The 18,076-nt window shown below is 57.2% G+C and carries 19 protein-coding genes; 17 read left to right on the top strand and 2 right to left on the bottom strand.

Annotation, left to right across the window (positions count from 1 at the left end; genetic code table 11):
- Nucleotides 1-3 precede the first annotated feature (3 nt).
- The 9 genes from WG939_RS01225 (at nt 4) to pdxS (ending at nt 8,644) form a co-directional block, all read left to right on the top strand.
- Nucleotides 4-618 carry a copper chaperone PCu(A)C gene (locus tag WG939_RS01225; RefSeq protein WP_339981721.1) on the top strand — a complete coding sequence of 205 codons (615 nt, stop codon included), beginning with the start codon at nt 4-6 and terminating at the stop codon, nt 616-618.
- Nucleotides 611-1,819 carry a Dyp-type peroxidase gene (locus WG939_RS01220; RefSeq protein ID WP_339981719.1) on the top strand — a complete coding sequence of 403 codons (1,209 nt, stop codon included), beginning with the start codon at nt 611-613 and terminating at the stop codon, nt 1,817-1,819. Before WG939_RS01225 ends, WG939_RS01220 begins: the two co-directional genes overlap by 8 nt.
- Before the next feature lie 179 nt (nt 1,820-1,998).
- Nucleotides 1,999-4,029: a threonine--tRNA ligase gene (gene thrS, locus WG939_RS01215; protein ID WP_339982589.1), complete on the top strand. Its 2,031-nt coding sequence runs from the start codon at nt 1,999-2,001 to the stop codon at nt 4,027-4,029.
- Nucleotides 4,013-4,579: an HIT family protein gene (locus WG939_RS01210; RefSeq protein ID WP_339981717.1), complete on the top strand. Its 567-nt coding sequence runs from the start codon at nt 4,013-4,015 to the stop codon at nt 4,577-4,579. The genes thrS and WG939_RS01210 overlap by 17 nt, the downstream gene beginning before the upstream one ends.
- Before the next feature lie 14 nt (nt 4,580-4,593).
- Nucleotides 4,594-5,229 carry a phosphatidylinositol phosphate synthase gene (gene pgsA / locus WG939_RS01205; RefSeq protein WP_339981715.1) on the top strand — a complete coding sequence of 212 codons (636 nt, stop codon included), beginning with the start codon at nt 4,594-4,596 and terminating at the stop codon, nt 5,227-5,229.
- A 2-nt stretch (nt 5,230-5,231) separates the two neighbouring features.
- Nucleotides 5,232-6,110 carry a phosphatidylinositol mannoside acyltransferase gene (locus tag WG939_RS01200; protein ID WP_339981714.1) on the top strand — a complete coding sequence of 293 codons (879 nt, stop codon included), beginning with the start codon at nt 5,232-5,234 and terminating at the stop codon, nt 6,108-6,110.
- 13 nt (nt 6,111-6,123) lie between these two features.
- Entirely contained in the window at nt 6,124-7,212 is a 1,089-nt protein-coding gene (locus WG939_RS01195; protein WP_339981713.1) for a glycosyltransferase family 4 protein, read from the top strand.
- Nucleotides 7,206-7,652, top strand: a complete 447-nt coding sequence (locus WG939_RS01190; protein ID WP_339981712.1) for a hypothetical protein — start codon at nt 7,206-7,208, stop codon at nt 7,650-7,652. The genes WG939_RS01195 and WG939_RS01190 overlap by 7 nt, the downstream gene beginning before the upstream one ends.
- Before the next feature lie 95 nt (nt 7,653-7,747).
- Nucleotides 7,748-8,644 (top strand): pyridoxal 5'-phosphate synthase lyase subunit PdxS, encoded by an 897-nt coding sequence (gene pdxS / locus WG939_RS01185; protein ID WP_339981710.1) that lies wholly within the window; start codon nt 7,748-7,750, stop codon nt 8,642-8,644.
- Between the two features lie 65 nt (nt 8,645-8,709).
- Here pdxS and WG939_RS01180 read toward each other — a convergent pair whose 3' ends face one another.
- Nucleotides 8,710-9,165: a DUF3817 domain-containing protein gene (locus WG939_RS01180; RefSeq protein ID WP_339981709.1), complete on the bottom strand. Its 456-nt coding sequence runs from the start codon at nt 9,163-9,165 to the stop codon at nt 8,710-8,712.
- 41 nt (nt 9,166-9,206) lie between these two features.
- Here WG939_RS01180 and WG939_RS01175 point away from each other — a divergent pair, with 41 nt between their 5' ends.
- From WG939_RS01175 to WG939_RS01165, 3 genes are all read left to right on the top strand, one after another.
- Nucleotides 9,207-10,064: an acyl-CoA thioesterase gene (locus WG939_RS01175; RefSeq protein ID WP_339981708.1), complete on the top strand. Its 858-nt coding sequence runs from the start codon at nt 9,207-9,209 to the stop codon at nt 10,062-10,064.
- Nucleotides 10,065-10,661, top strand: a complete 597-nt coding sequence (gene pdxT, locus WG939_RS01170) for a pyridoxal 5'-phosphate synthase glutaminase subunit PdxT (RefSeq protein WP_339981707.1) — start codon at nt 10,065-10,067, stop codon at nt 10,659-10,661. It begins immediately after the preceding gene.
- Between the two features lie 86 nt (nt 10,662-10,747).
- On the top strand, nt 10,748-11,500 hold the full coding sequence (locus WG939_RS01165) for a YebC/PmpR family DNA-binding transcriptional regulator (protein WP_339981705.1): 753 nt from the start codon (nt 10,748-10,750) through the stop codon (nt 11,498-11,500).
- 19 nt (nt 11,501-11,519) lie between these two features.
- Here WG939_RS01165 and WG939_RS01160 read toward each other — a convergent pair whose 3' ends face one another.
- The gene (locus WG939_RS01160) at nt 11,520-12,449 is read right to left on the bottom strand and encodes a diacylglycerol kinase family protein (protein ID WP_339981703.1); all 930 of its coding nucleotides are present in this window, start codon (nt 12,447-12,449) and stop codon (nt 11,520-11,522) included.
- 121 nt (nt 12,450-12,570) lie between these two features.
- On the opposite strand from WG939_RS01160, the gene ruvC reads away from it, so the two are divergent.
- The 5 genes from ruvC (at nt 12,571) to secF (ending at nt 17,954) form a co-directional block, all read left to right on the top strand.
- Nucleotides 12,571-13,224, top strand: a complete 654-nt coding sequence (ruvC, locus tag WG939_RS01155) for a crossover junction endodeoxyribonuclease RuvC (RefSeq protein WP_339981701.1) — start codon at nt 12,571-12,573, stop codon at nt 13,222-13,224.
- A complete protein-coding gene (gene ruvA / locus WG939_RS01150) occupies nt 13,221-13,817 on the top strand; it encodes a Holliday junction branch migration protein RuvA (protein WP_339981699.1) in 597 nt (198 codons plus the stop codon). The genes ruvC and ruvA overlap by 4 nt, the downstream gene beginning before the upstream one ends.
- 12 nt (nt 13,818-13,829) lie before the next feature.
- Nucleotides 13,830-14,912 carry a Holliday junction branch migration DNA helicase RuvB gene (gene ruvB, locus WG939_RS01145; protein WP_339981697.1) on the top strand — a complete coding sequence of 361 codons (1,083 nt, stop codon included), beginning with the start codon at nt 13,830-13,832 and terminating at the stop codon, nt 14,910-14,912.
- A gap of 115 nt (nt 14,913-15,027) precedes the next feature.
- On the top strand, nt 15,028-16,824 hold the full coding sequence (gene secD / locus WG939_RS01140) for a protein translocase subunit SecD (protein ID WP_339981696.1): 1,797 nt from the start codon (nt 15,028-15,030) through the stop codon (nt 16,822-16,824).
- Nucleotides 16,824-17,954, top strand: coding sequence for a protein translocase subunit SecF (secF, locus tag WG939_RS01135; protein WP_339981695.1), 1,131 nt, complete (start codon nt 16,824-16,826; stop codon nt 17,952-17,954). The genes secD and secF overlap by 1 nt, the downstream gene beginning before the upstream one ends.
- Nucleotides 17,955-18,076: the final 122 nt, after the last annotated feature.

Raw genomic sequence — 18,076 nt, 5'->3', positions numbered from 1 at the left:
ACCATGAACGCTATGAAGAAGATCAGCATCATTGCCGTTGCAGCCCTCACCGCTGCATCCTTGACTGCATGCGCCAACATGCAGAAGGACTCCGACACCAAGGTCGAGACAGCAACCAGCGCCCAGAAGCCCGCACCAAAGACTTCTTCCAAGTCTGAGGCAAAGGAAGACTCCGCACACGGCGTCGTGTTTGAAGACACCTTCGTTAAGGCAAAGCCAGCAGCCAAAAACATGACCGGCATCTTCGGCACGCTGAAGAACAACACCGACAAGGACGTCAAGCTGGAGTCCTTCACCACAAACCTCAACGCTGGAAAGTACGAAATCCACGAGGTGGTCAATGGTGTTATGCAGATGAAGGAAGGTGGCCTCACCATCCCTGCTGGTGGCGAATACGAGCTCAAGCCTGGTGGCGACCACCTCATGATCATGGACATCACGGATCCAATCGAAGCTGGAACCACGGTTGACATCACCCTGAAATTCTCCAACGGTGAGACCGCCAAGGTCACCTCCGACGTTCGCACCATTGGTAGCGGTGAAGAAAACTACGGTGCTAACGGTGGCGTTCAAGGAAATAACGGCATGGCCCCAATGTCACACATGAACCATGGCTAAAGAAAAAATCACCCGAAGAGGATTCCTCACTGCATCCGTGGCGACAGTTGCAGGGGGAACCTTAGCTTCCTGTTCCAAGGCCGCTGAGGAATCGAATCACGAACAGGTCGTTCCCCTTGCGGAGCAAACCGTACAATTCGATGGTACACACCAGGCTGGCATCACGACGCCTGGCCAGGCACACCTTAATCTGGTGGCATTCACCCTCAGGCCTGGAGTTGATCGGCACCGCGTTATCCAACTAATGAAGGTGTGGACTGACGACGCGCGACGTCTGACCTCGGGTAAAGCCCCATTGGGGGATCTCGAACCAGAACTCACCAAAACTCCAGCCAACTTGACCATCACCTGTGGCTTCGGAGAGCGACTTTTCGAGATCATCGGACAGCAGGCTCCTGAATGGGTGAAACCAATCAAGCCGTTCAGCAAAGACAAGCTCAAGGACGAATGGGGCGCAGCTGATCTTGTCCTGCAGCTCTGCTGCGACGATCCGCTCATGCTGTCACACGCGACTCGCCAGATGATCCGCGGAGGCGTCGACTACGTTGCTGTGCGCTGGATGCAGCAAGGGTTCCTGCACGCAGATGGCGCAAAGTCGAAGAATGACACGCCTCGTAATCTTTTTGGCCAGATCGATGGCACAGTGAACCCCGTCGATGAGCGCGACTACGGTGAGGTCGTGTGGATCGACAACGGTCCGGAATGGGCCAAGGGCGGCTGTGTGATGGTTGCTCGTCGCATCGCAATGAACCTTGACACCTGGGAGATCTTGGATCGTCATTCTCGGGAAATCGCCATGGGACGCAAGCTTGACAATGGCGCACCTCTCACCGGGTCTGAGGAACACGATGCCCCTAATTTCAAGGCCGTTGACGAGTTTGGTCTCCCCGTCATTGACCCGATGAGTCACATGGCGCGGGCCACGATGCCTACCGGGCATCCAGAGCAGCGAATTAGGCGTCGTGCTTACAACTACGATTTGCCTGCCGAGCCGGGGTCCGAGCGCACCTCGAATTCAGGCTTAGTATTCATCTGCTTCCAAAAGGATCCCCGGACCCAGTTCGAGGCCATCCAACAACGACTGGACGAAGGCGATCGCCTGAACCAATGGATCGAGCACATCGGATCCGCAGTGTTCTTCATTCCGCCTGGAACGACGTCGGAAGATGATTACTGGGGAGCTGCACTCCTGCAGGGTTAGCCCCAAAGAGTAAGATCAACAACCAAGCAACGTTGATCGGCGGTGATGAGGCCAGCTGAAGACAAGTCATTTCAGTTGGCCTCATCGTCGTTTCGACACTGAGCTGGGACAATTAGAATCGGCCGGCGGCCAGGTATGCCGCAGGCCATGAGCGCAAAAGGAGCGCAAAAGTGACCACCATGACTTCATTCCAGGTACCAGCAGGTGTCGCCGTCGGTGCCGCCATGCGCGAGTTGGACCTCCCAAACAAGGGTCCAGAGGCCATCGTCGCAGCAAAGGATTCCACCGGAGTTATCAAGGACCTTTCCTTCGTGCCTGCTGAGGCCGGAGAGTTTACAGCGATTCCAGCCAACACCGAAGAAGGTCGCGGCGTCATCCGCCACTCGTGCGCACACGTGCTCGCGCAGGCCGTCCAGCAGCTTTTCCCAGGCACCAAACTCGGCATTGGCCCAGCAATTGAGGGCGGTTTCTACTACGACTTCGACGTCAAGGAACCGTTCACCCCTGAAGATCTGAAGAACATCGAAAAGGCGATGAAGAAGATCATCAAGTCGGGGCAGAAGTTTGAGCGCAAGGCGTACGCATCCGTCGAGGAAGCTCGCGTCGAATACGCCGAAGAGCCGTACAAGATGGAGCTTATCGACGACAAGGGCAATGTCGACCCGGACTCTGACGAAGCAATGGAGGTTGGTTCTGGCGAGCTGACCGCCTACTCCAACGTCAACCCTCGTACTGGCGAAGTGGAGTGGTACGACCTCTGCCGTGGTCCTCACGTGCCAACCACTAAGTACATCCCAGCATTCGCGCTGACTCGTTCCTCCGCAGCTTACTGGCGCGGTGACCAGTCCAAGGCTGGCCTGCAGCGCATTTACGGCACCGCCTGGGAGTCCAAGGAAGCATTGGAAGAGTACCAGCACATGCTGGAGGAAGCGGAGAAGCGTGACCACCGTCGTCTAGGTGCAGAACTTGACTTGTTCAGCTTCCCAGACGAGATCGGCTCCGGTTTCCCGGTATTCCACCCTAACGGTGGCATCGTGCGACTGGAGATGGAAGAGCACTCCCGTCGTCGCCACATCGAGTCTGGCTACTCTTTCGTCAACACGCCTCATATCACCAAGGGTGACCTGTTCCAGAAGTCTGGCCACCTTGATTTCTACGCCGACGGCATGTTCCCTCCAATGCAGTTGGATGGCGAATACGACGAGCATGGCAACTGCACCAAGCAGCCGCAGGACTACTACGCCAAGCCGATGAACTGCCCGTTCCACAACTTGATTTTCGCCTCTCGCGGTCGTTCCTACCGTGAACTGCCATTGCGCCTCTTCGAATTCGGTACCGTGTACCGTTACGAAAAGTCTGGTGTTATCCACGGCCTTACCCGTGCCCGAGGCTTTACTCAGGACGACGCCCACATTTACTGCACCGAGGATCAACTGGAAGCAGAGCTCACCAGCGTTCTCGAGTTCATCATCTCCCTGCTCAAGGACTATGGCCTGGACGATTTCTACCTGGAGCTGTCCACCAAGGACCCGAACAAGTTCGTTGGTTCGGACGAGATCTGGGAGAAGTCCACTGCAATTCTGCAGCGCGTGGCAACGAATTCTGGTTTGGAATTAGTGCCGGACCCTGCGGGTGCAGCCTTCTACGGTCCGAAGATTTCCGTTCAGGCCCGCGATGCGATTGGCCGTACCTGGCAGATGTCTACGGTGCAGCTCGACTTCAACCTTCCTGAGCGCTTCAACCTCGAGTACACCGCTCCAGACGGCACCAAGCAGCGCCCAATCATGATTCACCGTGCACTGTTCGGTTCCATCGAGCGCTTCTTCGGTGTGCTCCTGGAGCACTATGCCGGTGCATTCCCAGCTTGGCTGGCTCCTCACCAGGTCGTTGGTATTCCTGTTGCCAATGACTTCGCTGAGCACTTGGAAGGTGTCTCCCAGCAGCTGCGAGCTCGTGGCATCCGCGCGGAGGTCGACACCTCCGATGACCGCATGCAGAAAAAGATCCGCAATCACACCCAAGCACGCGTCCCATTCATGCTGCTGGCAGGTGCTCGTGACGTGGAAGCTGATGCAGTGAGCTTCCGCTTCCTGGATGGCACGCAGATCAACGGTGTTCCTACCGCTGAAGCTATCGACCTGATCGAGCGCTGGATCCGCGACCGCGTGAACGACCAGCCTTCTGAGGAGAGCCTTGGCGCTCGACGATAGCTACGTGGATACCGGCATTGGCAGCGATGATCGGTTGGAGCGTCTCTGGGCTCCGTACCGGATGAACTACATCGCTACCAAGCCGTCCTCCGCAAAAAGCAAGGATCCTTTCCTCGATATTCCGCAGATGTCGGATGAGGAAGGGCTCATTGTTGCGCGTGGGGAAACTGTTTACTGTTTGCTGAACCTATTCCCGTACAACTCCGGTCACTGCATGGTGGTGCCCTACCGAAAGGTTGCCAACCTGGAGGACCTTACCGAGGCAGAATCCGCAGAGCTCATGTTGTTCGCTCAAACAGCTGTCAAGGTGATCAAGAAGGTGTCTTCCCCGGATGCCTTCAACGTCGGGTTCAATCTTGGTAAGGCTTCTGGTGGCTCGATCGGAGATCACCTGCACCTGCATGTGGTGCCACGTTGGGCTGGAGATGCTAATTTCATGACAGTCCTCGGTGGGACGAAAGTCCTGCCCCAGCTGCTAAAGGACACCCGTTCGCTGCTGGCAGCTGCCTGGGCTGAGGATTCTTCGCTTCCTGGCGTTGCAACCCCCTAAGGAGATAGGAAACAGTGCTGAGTGTGCACGGCCGTAGGCCAGCGGCAGTCGTCGTGGAGCCCGTCGCAAAGACCTTTCTCAAGATGGGACTCACGCCCAACTCGGTCACCGTGTTGGGCACGCTCATTTCGTGCGCGATTGTTGCTGTCTTGGTTCCCACCGGACACCTCTTTTGGGCAGCACTGCTTTCAGGGTTGTTCACCGCCTTTGACATGGTTGACGGCACCATGGCTCGATTGCGGGGTGGTGGCACCGCGTTTGGGGCTACGCTCGATGCAACCTGCGACAGAATTACGGACGGAGTGCTGTTTTCTGTCATCACTTGGTGGCTGATTTATCGTTACGACGCCTCGCAGTGGTTGATCGGTGCCTCATTCACCGTTCTTGTGGCGTCCCAGGTGATCAGTTATGTGAAGGCGCGAGCTGAAGCTGGTGGTCTGAAAATCGTCGGTGGCTTGGTGGAACGTCCAGAGCGACTCATCATTGGGCTGACCGGCCTGGGCCTCAGTGGATTGGGCGTCCCATTTGCCTTGGATATTTCCGTGTGGCTGCTGGCGATTGGGTCTGTGGTGACGGTGATCCAACGCCTAGTGATGGCCAGCAAGGATGTTGGTGCCAATGATGGAGTGGCGCCTCCGGCGGGAGCATAGTCATGCGCATTGTTGATGCATTTCGATCACGGGATTTCGCAGCAATTGGGTACATTTCGGCATGGAAGGTGCTGGGTCTTCTGCCTGTCGAATTAGTTCGACGCGGATTCGAATTCGTGGCGACGCTGGTTGCCAGAAAACACGACGCGGTGCGCCAGCTCAGTAGGAATCTAGGTCGGGTCGTCGACAAGCCTGAGGCTGAGGTTGCGCCCGCGATGCGCTCCTACGCGCGCTACTGGGCAGAGGCGTTTTGTTTGCCGAGCTTCGATCGTGCGCGGTTGTGGGAGCGACTGGACCAAAATGTGCAGGGGCGCCGTCACCTGCGTGCATCACTCGATCAAGGCAAGGGTGTGGTCTTGACTTTGCCTCATTCCGGTAACTGGGACATGGCTGGAGTGTGGCTGGTCGGCTACGCGGGCCAGTTCACGACGGTCGCCGAGAGGCTGAAACCCGAGGTGCTTTTCGACGCCTTCGTCGAGTTTCGTGAAGGCCTCGGGTTTGAGGTGCTGGCCCACACCGGCGGAAAGCAAGCGCCGTTCGATCGGTTGCAGGAGGTTCTTCGAGAAGGTGGGATTGTGTGCTTGTTGGGGGAGCGGGATCTGAAAGGAAGAGGTGTTCCCACAAGCTTCTTCGGTGAAGCAACAACCTTCCCGGCAGGGCCAGCTCAACTGGCGCTCAGTACCGGAGCGGCGTTGCATACCGTGTCGTCCTACTTCACGCCTTCCGGATGGAGTTTCGAAATATCGTCTCCACTTGAGGTGGACGATCTTGACAGCACGGTAGCTCGCATCGCCCGCAATTTCGAGGATGATATTGCAGCTCATCCAGAGGATTGGCACATGCTTCAGTCACTTTGGCTCGCTGACCGAAAGCGCCACTGAGGGGCTGAGGAACATGCGAGTTGGCATTGTCTGTCCGTATTCTTTCGATGAGCCTGGGGGAGTACAGGCCCATATTCTTGATCACGCCCGATACCTGCTGCAGCAGGGACACGACGTCAAGGTCATTGGTCCAGCTTCGAATGATTGCGATGTGCCCGAATTCGTTGTGAAGGGTGGGCCATCGGTGGCGGTTCCATACAATGGCTCCGTTGCCCGTTTAGCGCTAGGGCCACGGGTTGCTAGGCAGCTTAAGCAATTCATCGGGCAAGGACAGTTCGACATACTTCATATCCATGAGCCAAATGCGCCGAGCTATTCTTTGCAGGCGCTTGCACTTGCGCACGGCCCAATTGTGGCTACCTATCATGCATCTGCAACTGATTCGCTGCTGCTGAGGCTCGCTGCTGCTGGGCTTAAACCCTTGCTGGAAAAGATCCGTGGCGGCATCGCGGTGTCTGAAATGGCACGTCGTTGGCAGGTGGAGCAGTTGGGTACTGATCCTGTGCTCATTCCCAATGGCGTCGCAGTTGATGCCTTCGTCCCGGCTGAGAAACCGCACAACGAGCCTGTCGAGGTCGTGTTTCTTGGTCGCATTGACGAGCCACGAAAAGGACTGGATGTTTTGCTCAGTGCGTTGCCACTCGTCTCTCACCCCTTCCACCTGACAGTCATTGGTGGCGGGGAGCCTCGCGATATTGCGGGGGTGGATTTTGTGGGCAAGGTATCAGAGGCTGAAAAGATCGCCTTGTTGCAGCGCGCAGATATCTTTGTAGCGCCTCAACTTGGTGGGGAGAGTTTCGGGATTGTGCTGGTGGAAGCTATGGCAGCAAGGGCCGTCGTTATTGCTTCCCGCCTGGAGGCGTTCAATCACGTAGTGCAGGCAGACTCCGCTACGCCTTGTGGGCTCAGCTTCGACACCGGTTCTGCCCGAGATCTGGCCCTGGTGATCGACCAAGCGATTGGAGATCCAGGCCTAAGACAATGTCTTCGCGAGCGGGGCTCTGCTCGGGCGTGGGATTACGACTGGTCCCGGGTCGGCGCGGATATTCAGCGCGTGTACGACACCGTCGCTGACGGAACGGTGGTGCGACTGTCATGGTAACTGCACTCTGTGCCGCCGTCCTCGCGATTGTGCTTACGCTATTTGCCTGCTGGGCTTATTTCACCGCCCAACGACTCAATCGGCTGCATATTCGTGTGGACGCTGCTTTGCTTAGCCTCAGCGCCGCCCTGGACAGGCGAGCTGCGTTGATCGAGGCTTTGGAGCCGTCTGCAGCCGGGTACGCACATAGAGCCCAAGACATTGCGCTCGAACCCGCACTTTTCGACGACCGCGCCGCGGCGGAGCGACAAATGATGGCTGCCTCTGCTTCCACTCATCCCAGCATCATCGATGCCTGTACTCGCGTGCAATTGGCCCAACGCTTTTACAATGATGCTGTTCGCGATACGCGTTCCTTGCGGCTTCGTCCAGGTGTACGTGCCTTCCGACTCGGCGGAACCGCGCCACTGCCAGTGTTCTTCGAATTGGGAAGTCAGTAATTTTCAGGGGCGATAGTTCCTTAAGTCACCTGCAGCGTTTAACATGGGATAAGTCGCAAAAGTTGACTTGAATTGCATGAGGAGGCACCACCACCGTGACCAATCTGGAACAGGCGCAGGGCACCGCTCGCGTGAAGCGCGGTCTCGCAGAGATGTTGAAGGGTGGCGTCATCATGGATGTCGTAACCCCAGAACAGGCCAAGATCGCTGAAGACGCAGGCGCAACTGCAGTCATGGCGCTTGAGCGCGTCCCTGCAGATATCCGCGCACAGGGCGGCATTTCCCGTATGTCGGACCCTGACATGATCGAGGGCATTATTAACGCCGTGTCCATCCCAGTGATGGCTAAGGCACGCATCGGCCACTTTGTTGAGGCGCAGGTTCTGCAGTCGCTCGGCGTTGATTTTATCGACGAGTCTGAGGTGCTGTCCCCAGCGGACTACGCAAACCACATCGACAAGTTCGATTTCACCGTGCCTTTCGTCTGTGGCGCAACGAACCTCGGCGAGGCTTTGCGACGCATTAACGAAGGCGCTGCAATGATTCGCTCCAAGGGCGAAGCTGGTACCGGCGACGTTTCTAACGCTGTGACCCACATGCGCACCATCCGTGCAGAGATCAATCGTCTGAAGTCCATGGCTGAGGATGAGCTTTACGTTGCAGCCAAGGAGCTTCAGGCACCATACGAGCTCGTTCGCGAAGTTGCTCGCGAGGGCAAGCTGCCAGTGGTGCTCTTCACTGCCGGTGGCATCGCAACCCCAGCTGACGCAGCAATGATGATGCAGCTCGGCGCTGAGGGCGTGTTCGTGGGTTCCGGCATCTTCAAGTCCGGAAACCCAGAGGCTCGCGCGAAGGCCATCGTTCAGGCCACCCAGAACTTTGATGACCCAGACACCATTGCACGCGTCTCCCGCGGCCTCGGTGAAGCTATGGTTGGCATCAACGTTGAAGATGAGCCAGTTCCTCACCGCCTCGCAGAGCGCGGCTGGTAATTAGCCCAAAAGTATAGGCCCTAGGTGCGGATTTTGAATCGCACGTAGGGCCTTATTTCTTTGCGCTATCTATTTGGAATGGGCGGTCCGAGGATGAGCAAGATGGTGAAGACGACTGCGACACCGATCAGAATCAACACGGCTGCCAGCTGGGGCTTGCGTACCACGAATGCCAGGCCTTGTTCCAGGACCCCACGAGGCTGTTCATCCGAAGATGCGAAGCGCCATGGGCCGTCGAGAAGCCCGGCTTTTTCGGCACTGCGCTCGAACGGCACGGTAGCAAACGGAATGACCGAAGAGAGCAAGCCTACGATCAACCTTCCAAACGACCACCGATTATTTACCCACAGCAGCACTGTGATCACGCAATAAGTCAAGAAGGTAAAACCGTGGATGGGGCCGGCAATGCGCACGCCCATCGGCGTGACCCCGGAATATTTCAGGATGATTCCGCCGATAAGCAGAGCCCAGGTCACCATTTCGGCGACAGCTATGCGTGAATACAGTTCGCGAGGTGTCATAATTGGACACACTAGCAACCAAACCGAGGAGTGTACGGAACGTGGCAGATATTCACGACGTCCTGAGGCTGGAACTCATCGACCGCAACATCTACCGTGGCCCCGTCATTCCTTCGAAACTGCGCAGAACCTTCGGTGGCCAAGTCGCAGCCCAAGCCCTCGTGGCAGCGACACGAACAGTCGACCCGGAATATCGAGTCCACTCGCTGCACGCCTATTTCGTCGCCCCAGGCAATCCCGACAAACCCACCACCTATTTGGTCGACCGGGTGCGCGACGGTCGCAGCTTCTGCTCCCGGCAGGTCAAGGCTGTGCAAGACGGCGAAGCCACCTTCATCATGCAGGCAAGTTTCCACCACGAAGGGCAGTGCGGGCTCGAACACTCCGACACCATGCGGAATGTGCCGATGCCCGAGGAAATCACCCCCGACTCCAGCGTGCTGCGTCCAGCGTTTCGCATGCTTGTCGACGACGAATGGTCTGACTGGGACATCAGGGTGGTGCCGACAGATTCCTATGACCACAATCCCTACACAGCGAGCCAGCAAATAGTCTGGTTTAGGTCGAAGAACCCGCTGCCAGACGACGAAACACTGCATGTCTGCACCCTGGCCTACATGTCCGATATGACACTGCTGCAATCAGCGCTTGTGCCGCACCCGGACGCCAATGTCATGGTGGCTTCGCTGGATCACGCGATGTGGTTCCTGCGGCCGTTCCGTGCTGATGATTGGTTGTTGTATGACCAGATTTCGCCATCGGCAAGCGACGGCCGTTCGCTGACTCACGGCAGGATCTTCGACAGGGCAGGACATCTGGTCGCAGTCGTGACCCAAGAGGGCCTCACCCGGACACTGGAGCCCGGTCAAGAGACGATCCCAAAGAAGGAGAATGGATAAATGCTCATTGGTGTACTGGCGGTACAGGGCGGCGTGGCAGAGCATGAACGGACGCTCGATGCATTGGGGGTTGAGCATCGACAGGTTCGTAGGGTCGAGCACCTCGAAGGCCTGGATGGGATCATTCTCCCAGGTGGGGAGTCCACGACTATTTCCAAACTGCTGGAGCTCGGTGGCATGCTTGAGCCACTCAAGGCTGCCATTGAGAATGGCCTGCCAGCTTACGGCACCTGTGCTGGCATGATCCTGCTGTCGAGCGAGATTCTCGATACCAGGCCTGACGCGCACAGTTTGGGTGCTTTGGACATCACTGTCAGGCGCAATGCTTTTGGCCGTCAAGTAGACTCCTTCGAGGCTGACCTGGAGTTTTCGGGCATTGCAGATCCTGTACGAGCAGTGTTTATTCGAGCACCGTGGGTAGAGCGCGTGGCTGAGGACGTCGAGGTGCTCGCTACGGTTCCGGCAGGTGCGGCGGCGGGAGCAATCGTTGCGGTTCGGAGCGGCCACGTGATGGCGACAAGCTTCCACCCAGAAGTTTCTGGAGATACTCGAGTACATGAATATTTCTTGGAGCTCGTGAAAGCAAAGGCGAACTAAATTCAGGTTCAGTGATTTGAGGGGCGTATACTGGCTCCCCAGTGGCGTCCTAGGCGGGCGCAGAACAGAGAAAGGTGAAGGGGTACATGGCTGGCCACTCTAAATGGGCAACGACCAAGCATAAGAAGGCGGCAAACGATGCCAAGCGAGGCAAGGAATTTGCCAAGCTGATCAAGAACATCGAAGTGGCAGCTCGTACTGGTGGTGGCGATCCTTCCTCTAACCCAACGCTTGATGACATGATCAAGAAGGCCAAGAAGGCCTCGGTTCCTAACGACAACATCGAGCGTGCCCGCAAGCGTGGTTCCGGCGAAGAAGCTGGTGGCGCGGACTGGGAGACCATCTTCTATGAGGGCTACGGTCCGAATGGCGTCGCAATGCTGGTTGAGTGCCTCACTGATAACCGCAACCGCGCTGCCACCGAGGTTCGAACTGCATTCACCAAGAACAACGGTAACCTGGCTGAGTCTGGTTCCGTTTCCTACATGTTCTCCCGCAAGGGCATCGTTCTGGTGAAGAAGGGCGAGCTCACCGAGGACGACGTTCTCATGGCCGTGCTTGACGCTGGCGCCGAAGAAGTCAATGCTCTGGATGAGCAGTTCGAGATCGTGTGCGACGCATCCGATCAGACCGCAGTCAAGGAAGCTCTTGTTGAGGCTGGCATCGAGGTCGATGACACCGACACCGATTTCCGTTCCTCCGTCCTGAATCCACTTGAGGCAGAGGACGCAAAAAAGATCTTCAAGCTGATCGACGCGCTTGAAGACTCCGATGATGTTCAGAACGTTTACACGAACATGGACCTGTCTGAGGAAGTTTTGGCTGCTCTGGAGGGCTAATCCTTAAAGGCTAGTTGCGCTAGGGGCGTGGGACGAGGAATCGTCCTGCGCCCTCAATTGCTTCGACCTTCATGAATTCGGAGGAGAAGCTGCGGCAATCGGCAGCATTCGGCTGGTTTTCATGCTCAATAGTCAGTGATTGTGCGCGGTAGTAGCTGAAGGCTTCCAAGTGGTAGTTTTTGTGCTGATAGAGCTTCACCATGCTTGTAGCAAGATCCTTGAGCGAAGACGCCGTGCAGATACTGATGTCGAGAAGACCATCATGATGGTTAGCATCAGGGCACATCATCATTCCCTGGCCGTAGAACTGGGTATTGCCGAAAGCACACATGATGATGTCATCGGACAGCACTCGGCCGTCGTCGAGCCGAATTTCGCAAGGAGTCGGTTGCAGGTCGCGAATTGAGGCTACCGCTGCGAGGGGACTGCGAAGTCCGCGAAGCTTTCCGCTAAACCAGGAGGTACGTTCGGTGACGCGGGCATCGAAACCCGAACACGCGATGGTAGCAAACCACCGTTTTGTGCCCTCACGATCCTCCACTCTTCCAAGGTCGGCAGTGGAGTAGAAACCCCGCATCACGATGTCTGCTGCTCGTTTGGGATTCGGCGGAATGTTGAGCGAGCGCCCGAGATCTGGCATTTCGCCAGCAGGAATAAGCCCCAATGGTTTAGCCGACCCGGCCTGTTGCTGGAGCAATACGTTCATCAAGGTGTCATCGCCACAAACGACGAGCGCGTCAATATCGTCCACCGCCAGGAGCTTGCGGGCGTAATCTTCAGTGGTCGCCTCGTCGCGAGCCTGCACGCTGATTACATCCACGCCCGCGTCATTAAAACGCTGGCGGGCCAAAGCTGCAGCTTTGATAGCGTCGCCAGCACCGGCGCTGGGCGCGGTGAAGAGCGCGATCTTCTGGATGTCCGCGATTCCAATGTCGTAGAGCTTGCTCATTAGGTACCCATGGCTTTCTCTGCTGGCTATCCTTCCAGTCTATCAAGTGTGTGGCCAGCAAGGCTTCGAATTTATGTGCTATATCTTTAGTGAAGGTTTGTTGACGATAAGGGGATAACGGTTGTCCACTGCAGGAATGAGAGTGATGGGAATCGACCCAGGTCTCACGCGCTGTGGATTGTCCGTTGTACAAACCGGGCAAGGGAGAAAGATCTATCCGGTCGCTGTTGGAGTCGTTAGGACGCCGGCGACCGCTGAACTAACCGAGAGGCTACTTCGGCTCAGTGACGCGGTTTCGGGCTGGATGGACGAGTACCAACCCGACGTAGTGGCTATCGAGCGGATCTTTGAACGTGGCAACGTATCTACTGTGATGCATACCGCGCATGCGGTAGGAGTGCTGGTGCTGGCAGCGGCGCAGCGTGGAGTTCCGGTGCACATGTACACACCTTCGGAAGTGAAGAAGGCGATCTCGGGGAATGGTCGCGCCGATAAGAAGCAGATGACCACCATGATCACCCGAATTCTGGGCCTTAGTGAGGCACCGAAGCCGGCTGATGCGGCGGATGCACTTGCCCTCGCTGTTTGCCACTGTTGGCGCGCACCTATGCTGGAAAGACAACGAATGTCGGAGGCAGAGCTGGAAAAGGTGCGTCGAACAAACCAAGGAAAGCTTGGACAGGCTAAAGCCGCCTTCAATGACACCAGACGTCCCCGTACCGTCCCAACACCCACAATTTCGCACTCAAACACCCACTGGAGGAGCCAATCGTGATTGCATCCCTACGAGGAACTGTTGTCGGCATCGAGCTGGGTGGCGCCATCATCGAGTGTGGTGGTGTGGGGTACTACTTCTCCGCGACGCCATCGACGCTCGCAACCTTGCAGCGTGGCGAAGATGGCCACGTGTTTGTCACGATGGTCGTTCGCGAAGACGCGATGACTCTTTACGGATTTAAGGACACTAGCAGCAAAGAGATGTTTTCCACGCTGCAATCCGTATCGGGCCTGGGACCGAAGCTGGCGCTGGCTGCCCTTGCAATGCACTCGCCGGAAGAACTCGCGCAATTTATTTCCGCGGGAGATGTCAAGCAATTGCAGCGCATTCCTGGTGTAGGCAAGCGAACTGCGGAACGCATGATTGTTGATCTCAAGGACAAGGTGGCCGCATACGGGACCACGGAGCAACCACAAGCTGTCGGCGCGCCTACCACTGCCGGAGGCGCAGAAGTGGTCGAGGCATTGGTCGGGCTCGGGTTCCCCGAGAAGAATGCGTCCGCAGCCGTCGACGAGGTGCTTTCCGCTGATCCCGCTGTTGGTCGTTCGGCGTTGTTGCGACAGGCCTTGGCTTTACTTGGCCGGAAATAGTAGGTGTCGAATATGTCGGACATTGAGAAGACAGAATTCCAATTGCCGGGAGGGCTACCTCCGCGGAATGCGCAGTCGGTCGTTAACGCGCAAGCTCAGAGTAGTGATGTTGACGTAGAAGTGTCGCTGCGTCCCCGTAGCCTCGATGAATTCATCGGTCAGCCGAAGGTGCGCAGTCAGCTTGACTTGGTGCTCACCGGAGCTAAGAACAGGGGAGTAGCTCCCGACCATGTGTTGCTTTCGGGGCCGCCCGGGCTCGGAAAGACGACGATGGCGATGATCATCGCCCAGGAGCTAGGTGCGAGCCTGCGCATGACTTCTGGTCCGGCATTGGAGCGGGCCGGTGACTTGGCTGCAATGTTGTCGAACCTCATTGAAGGCGACGTACTGTTCATCGATGAAATCCACCGCATTGCTCGTCCCGCCGAAGAAATGCTCTACATGGCGATGGAAGACTTCCGCATCGACGTGATTGTGGGAAAGGGGCCAGGCGCGACCTCCATTCCTTTGGAAATCGCTCCTTTTACCCTTGTCGGGGCAACGACCCGTTCGGGCATGCTGACCGGTCCACTCCGCGACCGCTTCGGCTTTGTCGCACAAATGGAGTTCTATAACGACGAAGACCTCACAAAGGTCGTCACTCGTGCAGCATCGATCCTGGGCGTATCTATCGATCCGGATGCGGCATTGGAGATTGCGTCGCGCTCCCGTGGCACGCCACGTATCGCCAATCGCTTGCTGCGTCGAGTGCGAGATTTTGCCGAAGTTCATTCGAATGGGCACGTAGACGTTGCGGCAGCTCAGGCGGCACTCATTGTCTTTGACGTCGATGAGCTCGGGCTTGACCGTCTTGACCGCGCCGTTCTCACCGCCTTGGTCAAGGGGCACGGAGGGGGCCCGGTTGGTCTGAACACGCTCGCTGTAGCAGTGGGTGAGGAGCCAAGCACGGTGGAGGAGGTGTGCGAACCGTTCCTCGTTCGTGCTGGCCTCATTGCGCGTACGGCTAGAGGGCGCGTTGCGACGGCAGCGGCCTGGCGCCACCTGGACTTGGAACCTCCTGCGGACGCAATTGGTGGTTATCCCACGCTGATGTAGCCATATACAGCGTAGATTGCGGGTCATGGCGTACCATAAGGCGTTGGCTTTTTGCTATACGTGACCAGTTATGTGGCCTGCGCTCCAGGTGGGCCACTCATGAAGGAGTTCTTTAGTGTCTACATCTGGACGACCAAAGAGCCGTAGGTCATGGCCATTTCAGGCGATAGCCCTGTTCTTTTTGGTCTTGTTCTGCGTCTATGGGTTGGTGTTCTTTACCGGTGATCGCACCGCGAACCCGAAGTTGGGTATCGACCTGCAAGGTGGTACTCGTGTCACTCTGGTTCCGCAGGGCGCTGAGCCTACCCAAGATCAATTGGCTCAAGCCCGTCTGATCTTGGAAAACCGTGTTAACGGCATGGGCGTCACGGGCGCTAGCGTGGTCACGGATGGCAACACCCTCGTCATCACGGTTCCCGGTGAGGACACCACCCAGGCTCGAGCCTTGGGCCAAACCTCCCAGCTGATGTTCCGCCCAGTCATTCAACCCGGAACCCCAGAGCCACATTCGTTGTATGAGACTGCCAACGACATGGCAAACCGTTGGGTAGAGAAGGGCGTTATCACCCCGGATCAGGCCAACGAAACTCTCAAGGGACTCGTTGACTCCCTGAACCAGGGACTGGGTGAGGGCCAAGCTCCACTCGAGGTGAAGTCCGTTACTGCGGCTGCGCCTCAGGAAGCAAAGAACTCCGTCGAGGCGACGAAGCGTCGCCAGGAGATCACCGAGATGCTCCGAGGTGACCGCCAGAGCGAGGACACGAACAAGCAGTTCGCCTCGGCTGCATTGCTGCGTTGTGATCAGGACATGGACCCACTCGCGGGCTCTGACGATCCGGCAAAGCCGTTCATCGCCTGTGATGAGACGGGCCAAAAGCACGTCCTGGCACCAGTACCTTTGCTCGTCGGCGAGCCGGAGAATGGCAAGCGCCTGACAGGTAATGAGATCGACTCCAACCGTCCAATCAACGGTGGCCTGAATCCACAGACCGGACAGATGGAGATCGGTTTCTCCTTTAAGTCTGATGGTGGCGAGCAAGGTGGCGCGACCTGGGCCAAGGTAACCCAGGACAACCTGGGTAGCCAGGTCGCCATCACCCTGGACTCCAAGATCATCTCTGCACCTGTGATTCAGGGCGCAACGCCTGCCGGTTCCGCAACGGCAATCACCGGTAACTTCACCCAGCAGGAAGCCACCGATCTTGCTAATAACCTGAAGTACGGTGCACTGCCACTGAGCTTTGCCGGCGAAAACGGCGAACGCGGTGGTACAACGACTACTATTCCGGCTTCCCTTGGTACTGCCTCTCTGAAGGCAGGCCTCATCGCTGGCCTGGTGGGTCTGATCGCTGTCGCTCTGTACGCACTTGCGTACTACCGCGTGTTCGGTGTGCTTGCGCTGTTCACCTTGGTTGCCTCTGGTGTGCTGGTCTATGGCACATTGATCCTGCTGGGCCGGTGGATCGGCTACTCGCTGGATCTGGCAGGTGTGGCAGGTTTGATCATCGGTATCGGCACCACGGCAGACTCCTTTGTTGTGTTCTATGAACGCATCAAGGATGAAATCCGTGACGGACGTACCTTCCGTTCGTCGGTGCCACGTGCGTGGGATTCTGCGAAGCGAACGGTGCTTACCGGTAACTTCGTTTCCCTGATTGCAGCAGTTGTGCTGTACATTCTGGCAGTCGGTGAGGTCAAGGGCTTCGCCTTCACCCTCGGACTGACCACTGTATTCGACTTGCTGGTCACCTTCCTGTTGACCGGACCGCTGGTAATCCTGGCATCCCGCAAGCCATGGTTTGCGCGCAACTCCGTCAACGGCCTGGGCGCTGTGGCTAAGGTTGCCGATCGACGTCGACACGACGGCGAGTTCGATGGCACGGACCGTGAGCTGGCAGAGGAGAAAAACTAATGAGTGCATCTACTTTCAGTCGCCTCTACACCGGTGAAGGCGGAATCGACTTCGTCGGACGTTCCAAGCTTTGGTACCGCATCACCGCTGGAGTCCTTGCTGCGAGCATCCTGCTGATCATCTTCCGTGGCTTCTCCCTCGGTATTGATTTCGAGGGTGGCACCAAGATGAATATGCCTGATGCCGACTACAGCATTGAGAAGGTGGAAGACGTATTCACTTCCGCTACTGGCGTCACCCCTGAGCTGGTCCAGGTGGTCGGTGCCGGTGACAGCCGCATGGTAGAGATCAATGCGGAACGCCTCAGCGATGAACAAATCGACGCTGCACGAGTGGCGCTGTTTAATGAATTCCAGCCAAAGGATCAAACGGGCGAGGCGAGCCCAGACGCTGTCGGTGACTCCACGGTGTCGGAGTCTTGGGGCTCTACGATTACCAACCGCATGCTCCTGTCGATGCTTGCCTTCCTTGGCCTGACCTTTATCTACATCGCCATTCGCTTTGAGCGCGACATGTCGATCGCTGCAATTACAGCACTGCTCGTCGACATCGTAGTTATTTCCGGTATCTACTCGCTGGTTGGCTTCGAAGTAACCCCTGCGACTGTCATCGGTCTGCTGACGGTTTTGTCCTTTTCCCTCTACGACACTGTCGTGGTCTTCGATAAGGTGCGCGAAAACACTGCAGGCTTCGAGGCATCGCGCAGGCGCACCTATGCCGAGCAAGCGAACTTGGCTGTGAACCAGACAGTGATGCGTTCTATCTCCACGACGATCATTTCCGCATTGCCGATCATCGCTCTTATGGTCGTCGCTGTGTGGATGATGGGTGTAGGCACGCTCAAGGACTTGGCTTTGGTCCAGCTCATCGGTGTGATCGAGGGCGCGCTGTCCTCCGTTTTCCTCGCCACCCCAATCCTGGTTTCGCTCAAGCGTCGCAACAAAAAGATTCAGGAACATGAGCAACTCGTCCGTGACTACCGCGCCGGCAAGCTTGACGACGGCCCAGAGGCGAGCTCCGAAGCAGAAGCAAAGCCAGTTCGCAGGACCGTGGCTCCAATTACCGCCGAGGCCCAGGAGGAATTCCTGGATACCCGCGGTGACGGCAAGTCCTGGCGTCCAGGACAGTAGTTTTCCATAGAACAAGCCGGAGGGGAGACCTCTCCGGCTTTCGTCATCTCTGGGTGGTGCTCTGACCTAGGCCCGGAAGGGTACTCCGATACCTCGGGTCTATACTTAGGGCGTCTTGTTTG

Source organism: Corynebacterium sp. H130 (assembly GCF_037572395.1).
Taxonomy (GTDB): domain Bacteria; phylum Actinomycetota; class Actinomycetes; order Mycobacteriales; family Mycobacteriaceae; genus Corynebacterium.
Note: the sequence above shows the minus strand (reverse complement) of the source record. Positions and strands in the feature narration are given on the sequence as shown.